The organism is Xenorhabdus budapestensis (assembly GCF_002632465.1).
GTDB classification, from domain to species: domain Bacteria; phylum Pseudomonadota; class Gammaproteobacteria; order Enterobacterales; family Enterobacteriaceae; genus Xenorhabdus; species Xenorhabdus budapestensis.
The window spans coordinates 135,185-150,218 of record NZ_NIBS01000009.1 but is presented as its reverse complement, the minus strand read 5'-3'; the positions used below and the strand labels follow the sequence as shown (position 1 = coordinate 150,218).

Genomic DNA, 15,034 nt, shown 5'->3' with positions numbered 1-15,034 from the left:
TCACTAAAATATTCCTGTCGATAATCTATCGTTATTTTTAGTTCCTGATCATATCCATAATCTTTCAATCGAAAGACGATAGGATAAATATTAAATACTTCATCCAGATGATAATATTGATTTTCGGTAATTTCAGCGGCTGATTCATAAAAACGTTCATAAAATATAGATATGTTGGGTAAAGAAAACCTATGCTGACTCGCAAGCCGGGTAAGATGTGAATGAGGAAATTTACTGTGACGATAACTGTCTTTCAGTGCTAATTCCATTCGCTTAATCTGTTCAATCACACTGGATGTGCTTGAGATGTGACAATACACGGGATACGTACTTGCCTGCATGCCAACAACATATTTTTCTGATTTTTCCCTTCTTCCATGTGTGATCGTGTTAAATACCAACTCTTGTTGCCCGGTAAGTTCTATCATCATAATGGTGATAAGACCAGAAAAGACAGCCAGTAAGTTAGTTTTATGCTCACTGCAAAAAACAAGTAAATCTTTTTTAGTCTTAAGGGGCAATATTAACGTACTATTGCCAGGCCCTGTATTTTTATAGTAAGGCGTTAACTGGTGTATTTCATTTTCTTTTAGAAAATTAAGCCAATAATTTTTATCTTCTTCATAATGAAGAGTGCTTAAATATTCTCTTGCCTTGGTTATTGTTGTTAAATATTGTGGAATATCTGACAGCCATGCTATTGATGTGCTATCCTTAAAGCATTTGTATAATTTATGGACATATTTATGAAGCCGGTATAATCCGACACCATCAATCATAATATGGTGAATTTTAGTGAAGAAATAATAATTTTCATCAGCCAGACGGATCAAGAAAATCTGATATGGCGTTTCCTTCAAATAATCCATTGGTATTTCAAGTTGTTGCTGCATCCAGAGTATTGCTGATTTTTCTGGTTCAGCCTGCATGGCAACATCATGAAATATAATTGTTTCCGGTATACTCTGTTCTTCAATATATTGTATCGCTTCATTATCTGAATTAACCGATATACGCAAGCGCAACATATCAATATGTTGATGTAATACGTTCCACACTTTTTGTAACAGGGCTATATCGACCTCTTCTTCTATTACAGTATACCAATTGAGGTTGTGTATCGGATTATTCTCATAAAGCGCTTGTTCGTAAAACACATCTTCCTGAGAAGGATGGAGGGGATATAAGTTCGGATGCAATGAATTCTCAGATATTATCATAATAAATTATACGAATGTATTCCGTTTACAAGTTATTTGTAATTTATGGTGTAAATGAGTAGATTTAATTATTTGCCTGACCTTAATTAATTTATGTTTTAGCATTGATATAATTAAGGATGCTATATTTTGTTTTATATCTTTCAATATTAAATTGTTATTTTCGGTTAACAGGTATTGGCATCATCTATCATAATGTTATTACAGATAATCTCGCAATCTTTCAACACTCTCCTTCATGAAAAATAGTTAATATTTATCGGCCAATGATTAAGTTTTTATTTTCGATATTTCAAGTATACATCCTTGTTACCTACCTTATCTTTTTAGTTTGTTTTCAGTAATATTATTATTGCTTTTATTTGTCACTTCATGGTCATAAAATCTTTTGCAATGCAATAGTGATTCTCATTTGAGTCGATGTCTATATTATTTTTTGTTTATTATGGCAATTTTTTTATGGTTTATAGATGTAAGGCAGTATATTTAAAGCTCTTTATAATCATCTGCTGATGATTTGATTGCGATATTGGTGTTTTTTATTTTGATAAATAATTTTATTAAGTTATTTTGTTGGTAAGTTATTAATTATATAATAATATTATTTTTGTTGGTGGGTGAACAAAGTTTAAAACTTCGATAGAATTATTATTTTTAGATTTAAAATAATGAATTAATTATAAGCAATATATGAAGGTAAGATCGTTTATTATAAATTTTTATCTCGAATTATATTTGTTCTTGCCGCCTTGATTTTTAATAATCAGATAATCGGAGGTATTTTGTTTAAATTCACCCACGCTTCAAACTTTCACTCGGTGTTTCACCATAGCGTGCTTTATATTCGGCACTGAATCGTCCCATGTGGGCGAACCCCCAACGCAGGGCGACTCCCGTGACATTGCTTGCTTCTCCTGCCAGTAGCTCCGTACGAACATGTTCCATGCGCAAGTCGCGCAAATACTGCATTGGGCTGATAGCCAAAAATTCCCTGAAACCGGAGTAGAGACTGCGAAGGCTGACTCCTGCCACTTGAGCAAGTTGCTCTACCGTAATAGGTTCATGGGCGTGAGCCTGTAAATATTCCTGCACTTTTCGTACATGCCGTGGGCGAATGGAACAGCGACGATTAGCGGGGAGGCCGCTGTAATTATGCTGATGGGTGGACAGCAGGGTAACAGAAAGTAATTGCTCAATCTGACCAGTAATAAGTTTATATTGCAGAATATCAGGTACTTGTGTCGCACATTCAAGCAGATAGAGCATCAGACAGCGCCACGTCTGATAACGTTGCCATTCAAACCCCAGTTCAAATACTAGTGGTTGATCTAAAGGATGCCCCAACTGTCCGATAAGAGTTCTCTCCAGCAAAGAGCGGGAGATCCTGACCATAAACTGGTCATTATCAGCACTCCAGTGCATGGAGGTATGCTGATCCGGGCTGAGGATGGATGCCAGATTCGGTGTTGAATCAAGGTGCTGACCGCCGCTTTCAATACAGGCACAACCTGATAACGGCATCTGAATAAGAAAAAAAGATCCCAATGTGTTCGGATTGATTTCAACATTAGCTCCGTAACGCAGGCGGCTTATGGAAAAGTCTCCAAACGGGATATAGTGCATTCTGGCATCCAGCTTCCGGCTGCTACCCAGTATATTTAGCTGGTGGGGTTTCATCACCCGACCGACCATCGATCTCACTTCATCAAGATCATTGGATGAAAAAAGCAAATGTTCTGGAGAACTGAGGTGAGACTCAATTTTGGATACTGCATTTTTTGGGTCTGCGTACCTTGAATCAGAGCTTTTGGGATCAGAATAATAGTGAGACCACTGATTGCCCATCATTATTAGATACCTCTTTAAACATTTATTAAAGCTATACAGTTTTCTACTAGCAGTATCCACATTTTGCTTAAATGGAAGATATATGATTGTGAATATATTCATGAGGAACCTTACTCATTATTAAGATAGTAATGAGTTTCAAACACTCTCATTCTTATCTGTTTTGACGGGCTTTTTTATCCGCTCTCTGCATGTTCTATCCAGACACTGCGTAAATCATAATTACATGACAGATTATGTATTGACCGTTGATTCATACTCTCATTACATAATACCCGTCCCTGTTTTCTTTTAAGGTCTTCTTTTGGTCTTCTTTTAACTTTAACAAGCTGTAGCAAAACAGAAATACGAGGTAATTGATCATGGCGGAACGATCATTTGTTAAGGAAGTGGAAAAATTACGCCTGGGTCAGGGCGAACTTTTCCGTGGGGAAGGCATACTCGCTGTGACAAAAGCGTTGTTGGAATCAGGCGTTGCTTATATTGCAGGTTATCAGGGAGCGCCCATTTCCCATCTGATGGATGTTCTGGCTGATGCGCAGGAAATCCTTTCCGAATATGGTATTCGTTTTGAAAACAGCGCCAGTGAAGCAACCGCCGCTGCCACACTTGCTGCTTCTGTTAATTATCCATTACGCGGTGCTGCCATATTTAAGGCGACTGTAGGCACAAATGTTGCTTCAGATGCATTAGCAAATCTGGCATCTGGTGGTGTTTTAGGCGGTGCGCTGATTATTGTCGGTGAAGATTATGGTGAAGGTTCTTCCATCATGCAGGAGCGCAGCCATGCGTTTGCGATGAAATCCTAGATCTGGTTGCTTGATCCGCGTCCCAATCTGCCTTCAATTGTGCAGGCAGTAAAAATGGGGTTTGAGTTGTCGGAAGCCAGCCATACACCAGTGATGTTGCAGATGCGTATTCGTGCCTGTCATGTGCATGGTCGGTTTGTTTGTGCAGATAATCGCGTATCAGCGTTCAAAATAAAAGATGCATTAGTAAATCCGGCGCGTGAGCTCAATCGCATTGTTCTGCCTCCTGCCAGTTTCTTACATGAGAAAGAGAAAATTCAGGAACGCTGGCCTGCTGCTGTGCGCTTTATTCAGCAGAATGAATTGAATGAATTTTTTGCTGAAAGCGCTGATGACATAGGTATTGCGTTGCAGGGAGGATGCTATAACACCGTGATCAGAGCCTTAAATTTGTTAGGGCTGGCGGATGTGTTCGGTAATAGCCGGATTCCGCTGTATGTCATGAATGTGGCATATCCATTGCTTGATGAGGAATTTGAACGCTTTTGTTATGGCAAGCAGGCAATTTTAGTATTGGAAGAAGGTCAACCTAATTTTGTAGAACAAAATGTCGCTAATATCTTACGGCAGCGTGATATTACCATTCGGTTACATGGTAAAGATTTACTGCCAATGGCGGGAGAATACGATACAGCCACTGTGTTGGCGGGAGTTCGTGCTTTCCTTGAACGTTACGACAAGGTTGAAGCCGAAGTAACGGTCGCTGCCTGTCAGGTGCGCATTCCGGCTGTTACTTTACCTGCTGAAGATTTATCAGATAAAAACTCATCAGACAAAAAATCATCAGTTACAGAAAATAATGTGGTTCATACCCGCCCACCCGGATTTTGTACGGGCTGCCCGGAGCGTCCGATCTTTACCGCTATGAAGCTGATAGAGCGGGAACTGGGGCAACATCATGTCAGTGCGGATATTGGTTGCCACCTGTTTGCCATCTTGCCCCCATTCAATTTGGGGAATACCACGATGGGATATGGGCTAAGTGCAGCGAGCGCGGCAGCATTAAGTGCGCCAGTCGCGAATAAGCGAGCGATTTCAGTGATGGGAGATGGGGGATTCTGGCATAACGGGTTGACGAGCGGTATTGCTAACAGTGTTTTTAATCGCAGTGACAATTTGACCATTATTGTGGACAACAGCTACACCTCTGCTACAGGTGGGCAGGATATACCATCTTCAACTGCTTTCAACTCCAGTCGCAGCACGGGTCATGATATTGAAAAAGCGGTTAAAGGTGTTGGAGTGAAGTGGATACGCACGATCAAACGTACCTATGACCTCAAAGCCATGATCCATACTTTGCGGGAAGCACTGACAACAGGTAAACGGGGACCGAAAGTCGTGGTCGCACAGAGTGAATGTATGTTGAATAAACAGCGCCGTGAGAAGAAAAGGAACAAAGAGGCAATAGCGGCAGGGCAACGAGTAGTGCGTGAACGTTTTGGTGTTGATCCTGATACTTGTACCGGAGATCACTCTTGTATTCGTTTGTCTGGTTGTCCTTCACTGTCGATTAAGCCAAATCCTGATCCCTTGCGTACCGATCCGGTGGCAACAGTATTGAATAGCTGTGTGGGTTGTGGATTGTGCGGGGAAGTTTCCCATGTCGCGGTGTTGTGCCCCTCTTTTTTCAAGGCCCGGATCATAACCAACCCCAACTACTGGGAGCGGTTGCTCCATTGGATTCGTAAAGGGATCATCGGTTACTTGCAACGTTGTGATACTAAACGTCGCGAGCGATATGACGCTTAAAAGCCAGTCCCTGTAGGCTCTAAGGGGAAATTATGTTTATGTCATCATCCATTCAGTCTCCGATTATGAAACCGAAAATCCAACCTATCAAAATTGCGATTTTGGCAATGGGAGGTGAAGGCGGTGGTGTACTGGCAGATTGGATCGTCAATTTGAGTGAAGAGTATGGTTATTTTGCTCAGGTAACATCCGTACCCGGTGTCGCACAACGGACAGGTGCGACGATCTATTATGTTGAACTGTTCCCCGGAGCAGATGATCCGGATGTTCCAGCGCCGGTACTGGCATTAATGCCGACGCCCGGAGATGTGGATATTGTACTGGCTTCTGAGTTAATGGAAGCCGGACGCGCAGTTCAGCGCGGCTTTGTGACGCCGGATCGTACTACGCTGATCACTTCAACTCACCGTGTATTCTCAATGGAGGAGAAAACAGCAATGGGTGATGGGCGTGTGGATAGCCATGTCCTGATCCAGCAATCAAGACAGGCTGCGTTGCGTTTTGTCCATTTTGACATGGCATGGATGGCAGAAAAGAGCGGTAGTGTGATTAGTGCTGTGTTATTTGGGGCACTCTGTGGTACGGGGATCTTGCCATTCAGCCGTATGCATTTTGAAAAAACGATTATCAAAGGAGGCGTGGGGGTAAAACCTAGCCTGCAAGCGTTTGGATTGGGGTTGAGCAGGGTACAGTCAGAAGAGTCTGGCTATCAGCCTTGCTATCATCGTTCTCATCATGAGCATTCTCAATATGGCCGCTTAAATCGTAATCGTTTCAGCCATAACTGTACCAATGACGAGCGCATAAACGTTTTTTTATTGCATATTCGAAAAACATTGCCTTCTTCTACCCATGAGATTGCTGCTGAAGCAGTCAGACGTTTGGTGGATTATCAGGATCCGGCTTATGCCGATTTATATCTTGAGAGGTTGCAGAATCTGATGGAGCAGACTGGAAAACATCATCAGCGACTACTGTGTGAAACTGCCCGTTATCTGGCGTTGTGGATGACTTATGAAGATACCATCCGGGTGGCAGATCTGAAAATCAGAGCCAGGCGGTTCGAGCGGGTTCATAAAGAAGTGCGGGCACATAGTAAACAGGTTGTTGAAATTAATGAATTCTTTCATCCCAGAATGGAAGAGATCTGTGACACCTTGCCCGCCAATGTTGGTCGCTGGTTATCCCGTCCTCATTTTGTAAACCGGACACTGACAAAACTACTCAGCCGCGGTCGTGTAATTACCACCAGTTCAATTTGGGGATTTCTGTTGCTGTATACGCTGGCGGGTTTACGCCGTGTCCGCCGCCGTACCTTGCGTTTTCAGCATGAAACCGAACGGATTGAAAACTGGTTGCAGCGGATCGTGATTGCGGCAAAACATGACCCGGAGTTGGCTGTGGAAATTGCCCTATGTCAGCAGTTGATTAAAGGATACGGTGATACCCATAGCCGTGGATTGCGTAATTTTCAAAGCCTGATGGGTATCATTGATCGCCATCTCGTTCATCTGTCTTCGGCCAACTTGCGACAACTGCGTGAGGCAGCATCAGCGGATGAAGATGGCAACCGGTTACGTGAGTACCAACAGCATCTTGAAGCAACTATCTTAGAACAAGGTACTAAAACGACAACATTGAGGAGGAGTCACTGATGAGCCTGCTTAGATTTGTACAGCCTCATAAGATTCGATTTTCTGAATGTGATCCTGCGGGGATTGTGTTTTATCCCCAATATTTTGTGATGTTCAACAATTTGTTCGAAGACTGGTTCGATGAATTAACTTCAATCGGATATGCCAATTATATTGCTAAGCATCGCTTTGGCCTGCCAACTGTTCATTTAGAGGCAGAGTTTAAGGCGATCAGCAGAATGGGAGATCAGGTTTGGCTGGAATTAAATGTTGAACAGATAGGCAAAAAATCACTGAAACTACGCCAGCGCTGTATCAGCAGGGAAGGAGAATTAAGGATGAGTGCTGTTCAGACTTATGTTACGACATCACTGGATACCCATCAGGCCATCCCAATCCCTGATGAACTTTATTACTCATTAACTAAATCAATTCCTTAATTAAAAAAATGCCTTAATTAAAACAATGTCTCAACTATATAACCTTAACTAAATACCTTAACTAAATACCTTGACTGAATCCCTGAACTGAACTTATGCGCCGTGGCAGGTATGGTGTAACAGGAGATAAATCATGAACAAAAAAAATATGAACATCGTATGTATTGGCGGCGGGCCAGCGGGTTTGTATTTCGGTTTGCTGATGAAGTTACAGAATCCTGATAACCGTGTTGTCGTGATCGAACGTAATCGTCCCTATGATACTTTTGGTTGGGGAGTGGTGTTTTCGGACGCAACATTGGAAAACCTGAATGTGGCAGATGCGGTATCAGCCAGTACCATTGGTGCAGAATTCAGCCGTTGGGAAAATATTGATATCCACCTCAAGGGAACGGTAAATCGTAGCGGCGGTCATGGATTTATCGGTATTGGCCGTAAAAAATTACTCAATATCCTGCAAGATCGCTGCCAGCAGTTGGGGGTTGAGTTGGTATTCGAAACGCAGGTTAAGGACGAACAGGAAATCGCCCGAAGATACGATGCCGATTTGCTGATTGCTTCTGATGGGATCAACAGCCAAACCCGTACCCGCTATGCTGATGCCTTTGAACCTGATGTTGATCAACGCCATTGCCGTTTTGTCTGGTTGGGAACCTACAAAGTATTTGATGCTTTTACATTTTTGTTTGTTGAAACAGAACATGGCTGGTTTCAGGCTCATGCCTACCAATTTCAGGAAGGGCTATCGACTTTTATCGTTGAAACGACAGAAGGGGCGTGGTTGGCCGCAGGTATCGATAAAATGTCACAGGAAGAGGGCATTGCATATTGTGAAAAGATATTCGCACCGTGGCTGGATGGATATGAGTTGATATCCAATGCAGCGCACTTACGCGGGGCTGCTATTTGGATCCGTTTTCCTCGTGTCATCTGTAATCATTGGGTGCACTGGATCAGGCCGGAGGGCGGTAACGGCAAAAATGTACCGATCGTATTAATGGGGGATGCTGCCCATACCGCCCATTTTTCTATTGGCTCCGGGACAAAACTGGCATTAGAAGATGCGATTGAACTGACTAACAGTCTGAAAACGCATCAGGGAGATTTGTCTGCGGGCTTGTCACATTACCAGAAAGTACGCAGTGTGGAAGTGTTGAAAATCCAGAATGCGGCACGTAACTCCACGGAATGGTTTGAAAATGTAGCGCGCTATGAAGATTTTCCACCGGAACAGTTTGCGTATTCTTTGCTGACACGTTCACAACGTATTTCTCATGAAAATCTGAGGTTGAGGGATAAAACGTGGCTGGAAAGTTATGAACGTTGGTTCAATCAGCAGCCTGACCAACAATCTCCCTTAACTCCACCGATACTGACACCTTATCCGGTGCGGGGAGTAACCCTGAAAAATCGTGTCGTGGTTTCCCCTACCCTACTGTATAAGGCAGTGGATGGCATTCCGGGGTTATTTCATCAGGTTCATCTTGGCAGCAGAGCATTGGGCGGTGTGGGGTTGGTGATCGCCGAAATGACAGCAATTTCACCTCAGGCGCGTGTGACTCCTGCGTGCACAGGATTGTGGAATGACCAACAAGTGCAGGGATGGAGGCTGATTACCGATTTTATCCATCAGAACACAGATACCCTGATCGGTATTCAATTGGGGCATGCGGGACGACGGGGTTCAACCCAACGGGGATGGGAACAGTCTGACCATCCGTTGCCGGAAGGAAACTGGCCTCTGGTTTCAGCATCGGCTGTGCCTTATTTATCAGAGAGTTCACAAATTCCGGCAGCTATCACAAGGGCGCAAATGAGTGAGGTTATTGCACAGTTTGTCGCGGCAACCCGCCGGGCTATTGATGCGGGTTTTGATTGGCTGGAAATTCAGGCTGCCCACGGTTACCTGCTTTCCAGTTTTATTTCACCAGTAACTAACCTGCGTGATGATGAATATGGCGGCTCACTGGAAAATCGACTTCGCTTCCCGTTAGCTGTTTTTAAAGCGGTACGTGATGTCTGGCCGGCTGATTTGCCGATATCTGTGCGCATTTCTGCCACTGATTGGGTTGAGGGAGGAACTAGCATTGATGAAGCTGTCTTGATTGCCCGGCACTTCCACAATGCGGGGGTGGATATGGTGGACTGCTCCACAGGGGAAGTTTCTGCTGAACAACGGCCTGTTTACGGGCGCATGTACCAGATTCCGATGGCTGATCGTATTCGTAATGAGGGCAATGTGCCGGTTATCGCGGTTGGTGCGATTACAGACGCTGATCAGATCAACGGAATTATTGCGTCAGGTCGTGCCGATCTCTGTGCTTTATCACGTCCATTTTTATCCGATGCGGCCTGGTTGCTACATGAATGTGCCAGATATGGCTGGACAAACGTTGATTGGCCGAAACCCTATCTTTACGGCAAACAGCAACTGGAACACCAATTGATGCAGATACAGAGAGGTGTTCAATAGATTTCAGGTTAGCTTCCAAATCACAGTTACCATCCGTACAGGAGATACCCATGTCTCAACAAGAAAATGTCCAACCACATGATCAATATCGGGAAAATATTATCGGTCGCGCTAATGTAGCCGATAACCCTGAACTGTTGGCTTATTACAAAGAACTGGAGAAGCACAGAACAGGCGCACTCTGGACAATCGCCAATAAAATTGAACCGTGGCAACCGAAATCAGCTTCGGTTCCGGTACTTTGGCGTTATAGCGTTCTGCGTGAACATGTCCTGAAATCTGCTGATTTAGTTACACCGGAAAAAGCGGGTCGTCGTGTGGTCTATCTGAACAATGCTGGAGATCCGGGTTCATCCAGTGCCGTGGGGCTACTTTATTCCGGGATTCAGACTATGCGGCCGGGAGAAGCGGCATCAGCTCATGCTCACTCCTCGTCCGCTCTGCGTTTTATTATGGAAGGGCGCGGAGCTTATGCCATTGTTAATGGACAGAAGATGCCGCTGGAAGCGAATGATTTTGTTTTGACCCCCGGTGGGACATGGCATGAACATGGCGTTGATCCTGATGGTTCACAATGTATCTGGCAGGACGGTCTGGATATTCCGTTGGTCAATGTACTGGAAGCTGGTTTTTATAAGGTACATCCTGATTTACGTCAGGCGGTAACAGAACCCGTAGATGCCTCTGTTGCTCTTTGGGGAGCGCCGGCCTTGCGCCCGCAAAATATCGGTTGGGATAAACCTTATTCTCCATTGTTCAAATATCAATGGGAGCCAACCTATGCAGCGCTGCAACGTTATGCCCGTGTTTCAGAAGGTTCACCATTTGATGACATGCTGATGCACTACACTAATCCGCTGACCGGAGGCCATGTGATGCCAACTCTTGGTGCCAGTATGCAGCTATTACGCCCCGGATTCGTTGGTAAGGCGCACAGGCATACTGGTAGTTTCATTTATCAGGTAGCGAAAGGACAGGGCTATTCTGTTATTGATGGTCAGCGGTTTGACTGGCAGGAGCGGGATATTTTCTGTGTTCCTTCATGGGCACTGCATGAACATGTCAATACATCACAAACGGAAGATGCCTGTTTATTCTGTTTCAACGACCTGCCGGTGATACGGGCATTACAGTTGTATTATGAAGAAGCCCTGGCCGATAACGACGGACATCAACGAGTAGGAGAATAAAGATGCGTTTAATCACTTATCGTACCGAAATAACCGCTGCTGCACGGTTGGGGGCGATTATAAATAATCATGTGGTGGATTTGGCAAAATTGGCTGCCCATGCCGGAAGTGTCTTACCGGATAACATGCTGGACTTTATCGAATTGGGACCATTGGCCGTAAACAGTACAACCATATTGTTAAATTCGTTTGAAGGTCTATGGCCAATCGGCGTGGCCCGGCCATTGGAGAATGTAGAAATTCTGGCTCCTATTCCCCGCCCGCGCAAAAACATTTTCGGCATTGGGCTGAATTATGTTGAACATGTTGAGGAATCCAGTCTGTCTCTCGATACGGCAAAAGATCTGCCAAAAGAGCCGATTATTTTTTCTAAGCCACCAACCACAATCATTGGTCCGGGAGATGCGATTGAACACAATCATGAAATCACCCGGCAATTGGATTGGGAAGTGGAGTTAGCCGTGATTATCGGGCAGCGTGCGAAGGGTGTACCGGAGTCTGACGCACTGAAATATGTTTTTGGTTATAGTTTGATTATCGACATGAGTGCCCGTGACTGTCGCCGTGCCGGGCAGTGGATCTACTCTAAAGGTCAGGATACCTATGCACCTTTCGGCCCTTGCATTGTCACTGCTGATGACATTCCCGACCCGCATAATCTTGCTTTGAGTCTGAAAGTTAATGGAGTGACTAAACAGGATTCCAATACTCATCATATGTTATTCAAAGTTAATGCTTTGATCGCAGATATCAGTAAGGGTATTACACTGGAGCCGGGAGATATCATCGCTACAGGAACGCCATCAGGTGTCGGGGCGGGACGTGATCCGCAGGAATGGCTATGGCCGGGGGATGTCATTGAAGCACATCTTGAGAAAATAGGTGATTTGCGCCACCCCGTTATTGCTGTGTAAATATTCATATAGCGGGTATAAAGAAAACAGGAGCCTGATATGTTGAATCTTCCTAAATTCAAGGCAGCTACGGTACAGGCTGCGCCGATCTTTCTGGATACAGAAGCGACAGTTGATCTCGTTTGCCAGCTTATCCATGAGGCGGCAGATAATGACGCCAGTCTGGTGGCTTTTCCTGAAGTATTTATTGCGGGTTATCCCTATTGGAACTGGGTAATGACGCCCGTTCAGGGCAGTCCGTGGTTTGAAAAACTGTGCAAATCTGCTATTGAAGTGCCGGGGGCTGAGATCCATAAAATCGCTCAAGCTGCTGCTCGTCATCATATCAATGTTGTGATTGGCGTGAATGAACGCAGTCCCACAGGTATTGCAACGCTCTATAACACACTGGTGACTATTTCTGATGACGGGCGTATTTTGGGACGCCATCGTAAACTGGTCCCGACATGGGCTGAAAAACTGACATGGGCGAATGGTGATGCTTCTTCGTTAAAAGTGCATGATACGAGTATTGGCCCACTGGGGGTGCTGGCCTGTGGTGAGAATACCAACCCGTTGGCACGTTTTGCTTTGTTATCTCAGGGAGAGCTGGTACATGTTGCCAGTTATATCTCCCTGCCTGTTGCACCAGCAGATTATGATATGGCTGAGGCGATCCGTTTACGTGCGGCTGCGCATTGCTTTGAAGGTAAGGTTTTTACCCTCGTTTCCTGTTCCACTATTTCCGCGGAAATCGCACAGGCTATGACAGCCAGCCATCCCGAAGCTGAACAATTGCTGGCACGGTCTAATAGTGCGTTTACGGGAGTTGTCGGGCCGGATGGGCGTGTAATTGGTCATCCCCTGATTGATAAAGAAGGAATTGTCTATGCGGAAATTGATCTGAACCGTTGTATTCAACCCCGCCAGATGCACGACATAACAGGGCATTACAACCGTTTTGATATTTTCGATTTGAAAGTGAATCGTCGTGCTACGAATGCGATCCAGTTTACCGATTCATCGGATCAGGCAGATTCTAATTTGTGTACTGATTGGGCTAATCCCACACAAGATGATCGCTTATGAGTGAGAGCTTGGGCTAGGCACATTCGCTCCGGGATTCGGTTCACTGTTATCTTGAATAGATACCAGGGTCTTAAACTGGCCAGCGAAGTGAGAAGGTGCAGGCAAATAAAATGTAGGGATTCGGGTATAATAGTGAAAGATTATTAATACTCTGAATATATACCCTATAGTTTTCAGAATGCAGCCAACAAAACTGTAATTGGAAAGATGGGGGGATAGCAGTTTAACCAAAGGCCTGCATATGACGCGCTACGAACAATTGGCAGTAACGATCCGCCAACAGATAGAGGATGACATTTGGCAAGTGGGGGACAGGCTGCCATCACTGCGGGAATCGGTGAAATCGTCGGGATTAAGTTTGATGACGGTGCTGCAAGCCTATCAATTATTAGAAAGTCAGGGCTGGATCGTGGCACGTCCGCAATCAGGCTATTATGTTGCCCCGCGGATAAAACCGTTTGCAGCGGCAAAAGGGGGAAAGAAACTGAATCTGAGTGAAAATGTGGAGATTAGCGCCTCAATTTTTGATGTCTTACAAGCGGGTAAAGATCCACGAATCGTTCCTTTTGGTTCCGCATTTCCTGATCCTTCCTTGCTGGTAGAACCCAAGTTAGCCAAAACACTGGCCTCAGTCGCTCGTCGCTTTGTTCCCCACAGTTCATTGGCTAATTTACCACCGGGAAATGAACGATTGAGGCGTAACATATCCCGCCGTTATGCCGCACAAGGTATCCATGTTTCTCCTGATGAAATTGTGATCACAGCAGGCGCAATGGAATCGTTGAGTTTTAGTTTACAGTCAGCGACTTCCCCCGGAGATTGGGTAGTGATTGAGTCACCGGCTTTTTATGGTGCATTACAGGCCATAGAGCGTTTACGTTTGAAAGCTATTGCTATAAAAACAGATCCGAAAACAGGTATTGATTTGGATGTACTGGAAGAAGTTGTTGGTAAATATCAAATAAAAGCTTGCTGGCTGATGTCCCGATTTCAGAATCCGTTGTGTGTCAGTATGCCGACAGAAAATAAACAGCGGTTAGTTGAAATTCTGAACCGAAGCGGCATTATCCTGATTGAAGATGATGTTTATGGCGAACTCTATTTTGATCAGGATCCGCCGATGCCAATCAAAGCATGGGACAAGGAAAATAATTTCATGCACTGTGCATCCTTTTCAAAATGTCTCGCTCCCGGGTATCGCGTCGGATGGGTCGCTGCGGGAAAACATGCGATAAAGATCCAACAATTGCAGATGATGAGTACCGTTTCAGCCAGTATCCCCACACAGTTGGCGATTGCGGAATACCTGACTCAGGGAGGGTATGATAACCATATAAGGCGGTTGCGGCGTCAATTGGAGCAAAGGCAAATTCAGATGCTGCGGGCAGTCAGTGAATATTTCCCTCCGTCGGTCAAAGTTAACAGCACTCGTGGAGGTTATTTTATCTGGCTGGAATTCGAACCGCCTTTCAATGCTAATCGGTTATATCAACAGGCGCTGGCTAAAGGCATCAGCATTGCACCCGGTAGCATGTTTTCCACCAGTTCTCAGTTTGATCACGCTTTCCGGTTGAACACTTCGTTTGCGTGGAATGAAATTCAGGCGGCAGCCATGAAAACATTGGGAAGTTTGTGCCGTATGTTATTAAAGGAATACGGGTAATTAATCACATTTTAATTGTTTCT

General features: G+C 44.6%; 9 protein-coding genes and 1 pseudogene. 8 read left to right on the top strand and 2 right to left on the bottom strand.

What is annotated here, in order from left to right; translation table 11 throughout:
• On the bottom strand, nucleotides 1–1,220 hold a 1,220-nt coding region (locus Xbud_RS10420), incomplete at its 3' end, for a condensation domain-containing protein (protein WP_244589913.1).
• Between the two features lie 792 nt (nucleotides 1,221–2,012).
• Nucleotides 2,013–3,068, bottom strand: a complete 1,056-nt coding sequence (locus Xbud_RS10415; RefSeq protein WP_099136007.1) for an AraC family transcriptional regulator — start codon at nucleotides 3,066–3,068, stop codon at nucleotides 2,013–2,015.
• Nucleotides 3,069–3,430: 362 nt separating this feature from the next.
• Between Xbud_RS10415 and Xbud_RS10410 the strand changes: the two are divergent.
• The 8 genes and pseudogenes from Xbud_RS10410 (at nucleotide 3,431) to Xbud_RS10375 (ending at nucleotide 15,011) form a co-directional block, all read left to right on the top strand.
• Nucleotides 3,431–5,629, top strand: a pseudogene (locus Xbud_RS10410) (thiamine pyrophosphate-dependent enzyme).
• 38 nt (nucleotides 5,630–5,667) lie between these two features.
• A complete protein-coding gene (locus Xbud_RS10405; protein ID WP_099136013.1) occupies nucleotides 5,668–7,284 on the top strand; it encodes an indolepyruvate oxidoreductase subunit beta family protein in 1,617 nt (538 codons plus the stop codon).
• Nucleotides 7,284–7,703: an acyl-CoA thioesterase gene (locus Xbud_RS10400; RefSeq protein ID WP_099136006.1), complete on the top strand. Its 420-nt coding sequence runs from the start codon at nucleotides 7,284–7,286 to the stop codon at nucleotides 7,701–7,703. Before Xbud_RS10405 ends, Xbud_RS10400 begins: the two co-directional genes overlap by 1 nt.
• A gap of 133 nt (nucleotides 7,704–7,836) precedes the next feature.
• The gene (locus tag Xbud_RS10395) at nucleotides 7,837–10,176 is read left to right on the top strand and encodes a bifunctional salicylyl-CoA 5-hydroxylase/oxidoreductase (protein ID WP_244589910.1); all 2,340 of its coding nucleotides are present in this window, start codon (nucleotides 7,837–7,839) and stop codon (nucleotides 10,174–10,176) included.
• 50 nt (nucleotides 10,177–10,226) lie between these two features.
• Complete coding sequence (locus Xbud_RS10390) at nucleotides 10,227–11,366, top strand: cupin domain-containing protein (protein WP_099136005.1); 1,140 nt, start codon at nucleotides 10,227–10,229, stop codon at nucleotides 11,364–11,366.
• A gap of 2 nt (nucleotides 11,367–11,368) precedes the next feature.
• Entirely contained in the window at nucleotides 11,369–12,280 is a 912-nt protein-coding gene (locus tag Xbud_RS10385) for a fumarylacetoacetate hydrolase family protein (protein ID WP_099136004.1), read from the top strand.
• A 39-nt stretch (nucleotides 12,281–12,319) separates the two neighbouring features.
• Nucleotides 12,320–13,348, top strand: coding sequence for a carbon-nitrogen hydrolase family protein (locus Xbud_RS10380; RefSeq protein ID WP_099136003.1), 1,029 nt, complete (start codon nucleotides 12,320–12,322; stop codon nucleotides 13,346–13,348).
• Between the two features lie 241 nt (nucleotides 13,349–13,589).
• On the top strand, nucleotides 13,590–15,011 hold the full coding sequence (locus Xbud_RS10375; RefSeq protein ID WP_099136002.1) for an aminotransferase-like domain-containing protein: 1,422 nt from the start codon (nucleotides 13,590–13,592) through the stop codon (nucleotides 15,009–15,011).
• The last annotated feature ends 23 nt before the right edge of the window (nucleotides 15,012–15,034 follow it).

What these genes read in the sequence shown, in the direction of transcription:
- Xbud_RS10380 (WP_099136003.1), top strand. Translation starts at nt 12,320, where the DNA reads ATGTTGAATCTTCCTAAATTCAAGGCAGCTACGGTACAGGCTGCGCCG.
- Xbud_RS10390 (WP_099136005.1), top strand. Translation starts at nt 10,227, where the DNA reads ATGTCTCAACAAGAAAATGTCCAACCACATGATCAATATCGGGAAAAT.
- Xbud_RS10385 (WP_099136004.1), top strand. Translation starts at nt 11,369, where the DNA reads ATGCGTTTAATCACTTATCGTACCGAAATAACCGCTGCTGCACGGTTG.
- Xbud_RS10375 (WP_099136002.1), top strand. Translation starts at nt 13,590, where the DNA reads ATGACGCGCTACGAACAATTGGCAGTAACGATCCGCCAACAGATAGAG.
- Xbud_RS10395 (WP_244589910.1), top strand. Translation starts at nt 7,837, where the DNA reads ATGAACAAAAAAAATATGAACATCGTATGTATTGGCGGCGGGCCAGCG.
- Xbud_RS10415 (WP_099136007.1), bottom strand. Translation starts at nt 3,068, where the DNA reads ATGATGGGCAATCAGTGGTCTCACTATTATTCTGATCCCAAAAGCTCT.
- Xbud_RS10400 (WP_099136006.1), top strand. Translation starts at nt 7,284, where the DNA reads ATGAGCCTGCTTAGATTTGTACAGCCTCATAAGATTCGATTTTCTGAA.
- Xbud_RS10405 (WP_099136013.1), top strand. Translation starts at nt 5,668, where the DNA reads ATGTCATCATCCATTCAGTCTCCGATTATGAAACCGAAAATCCAACCT.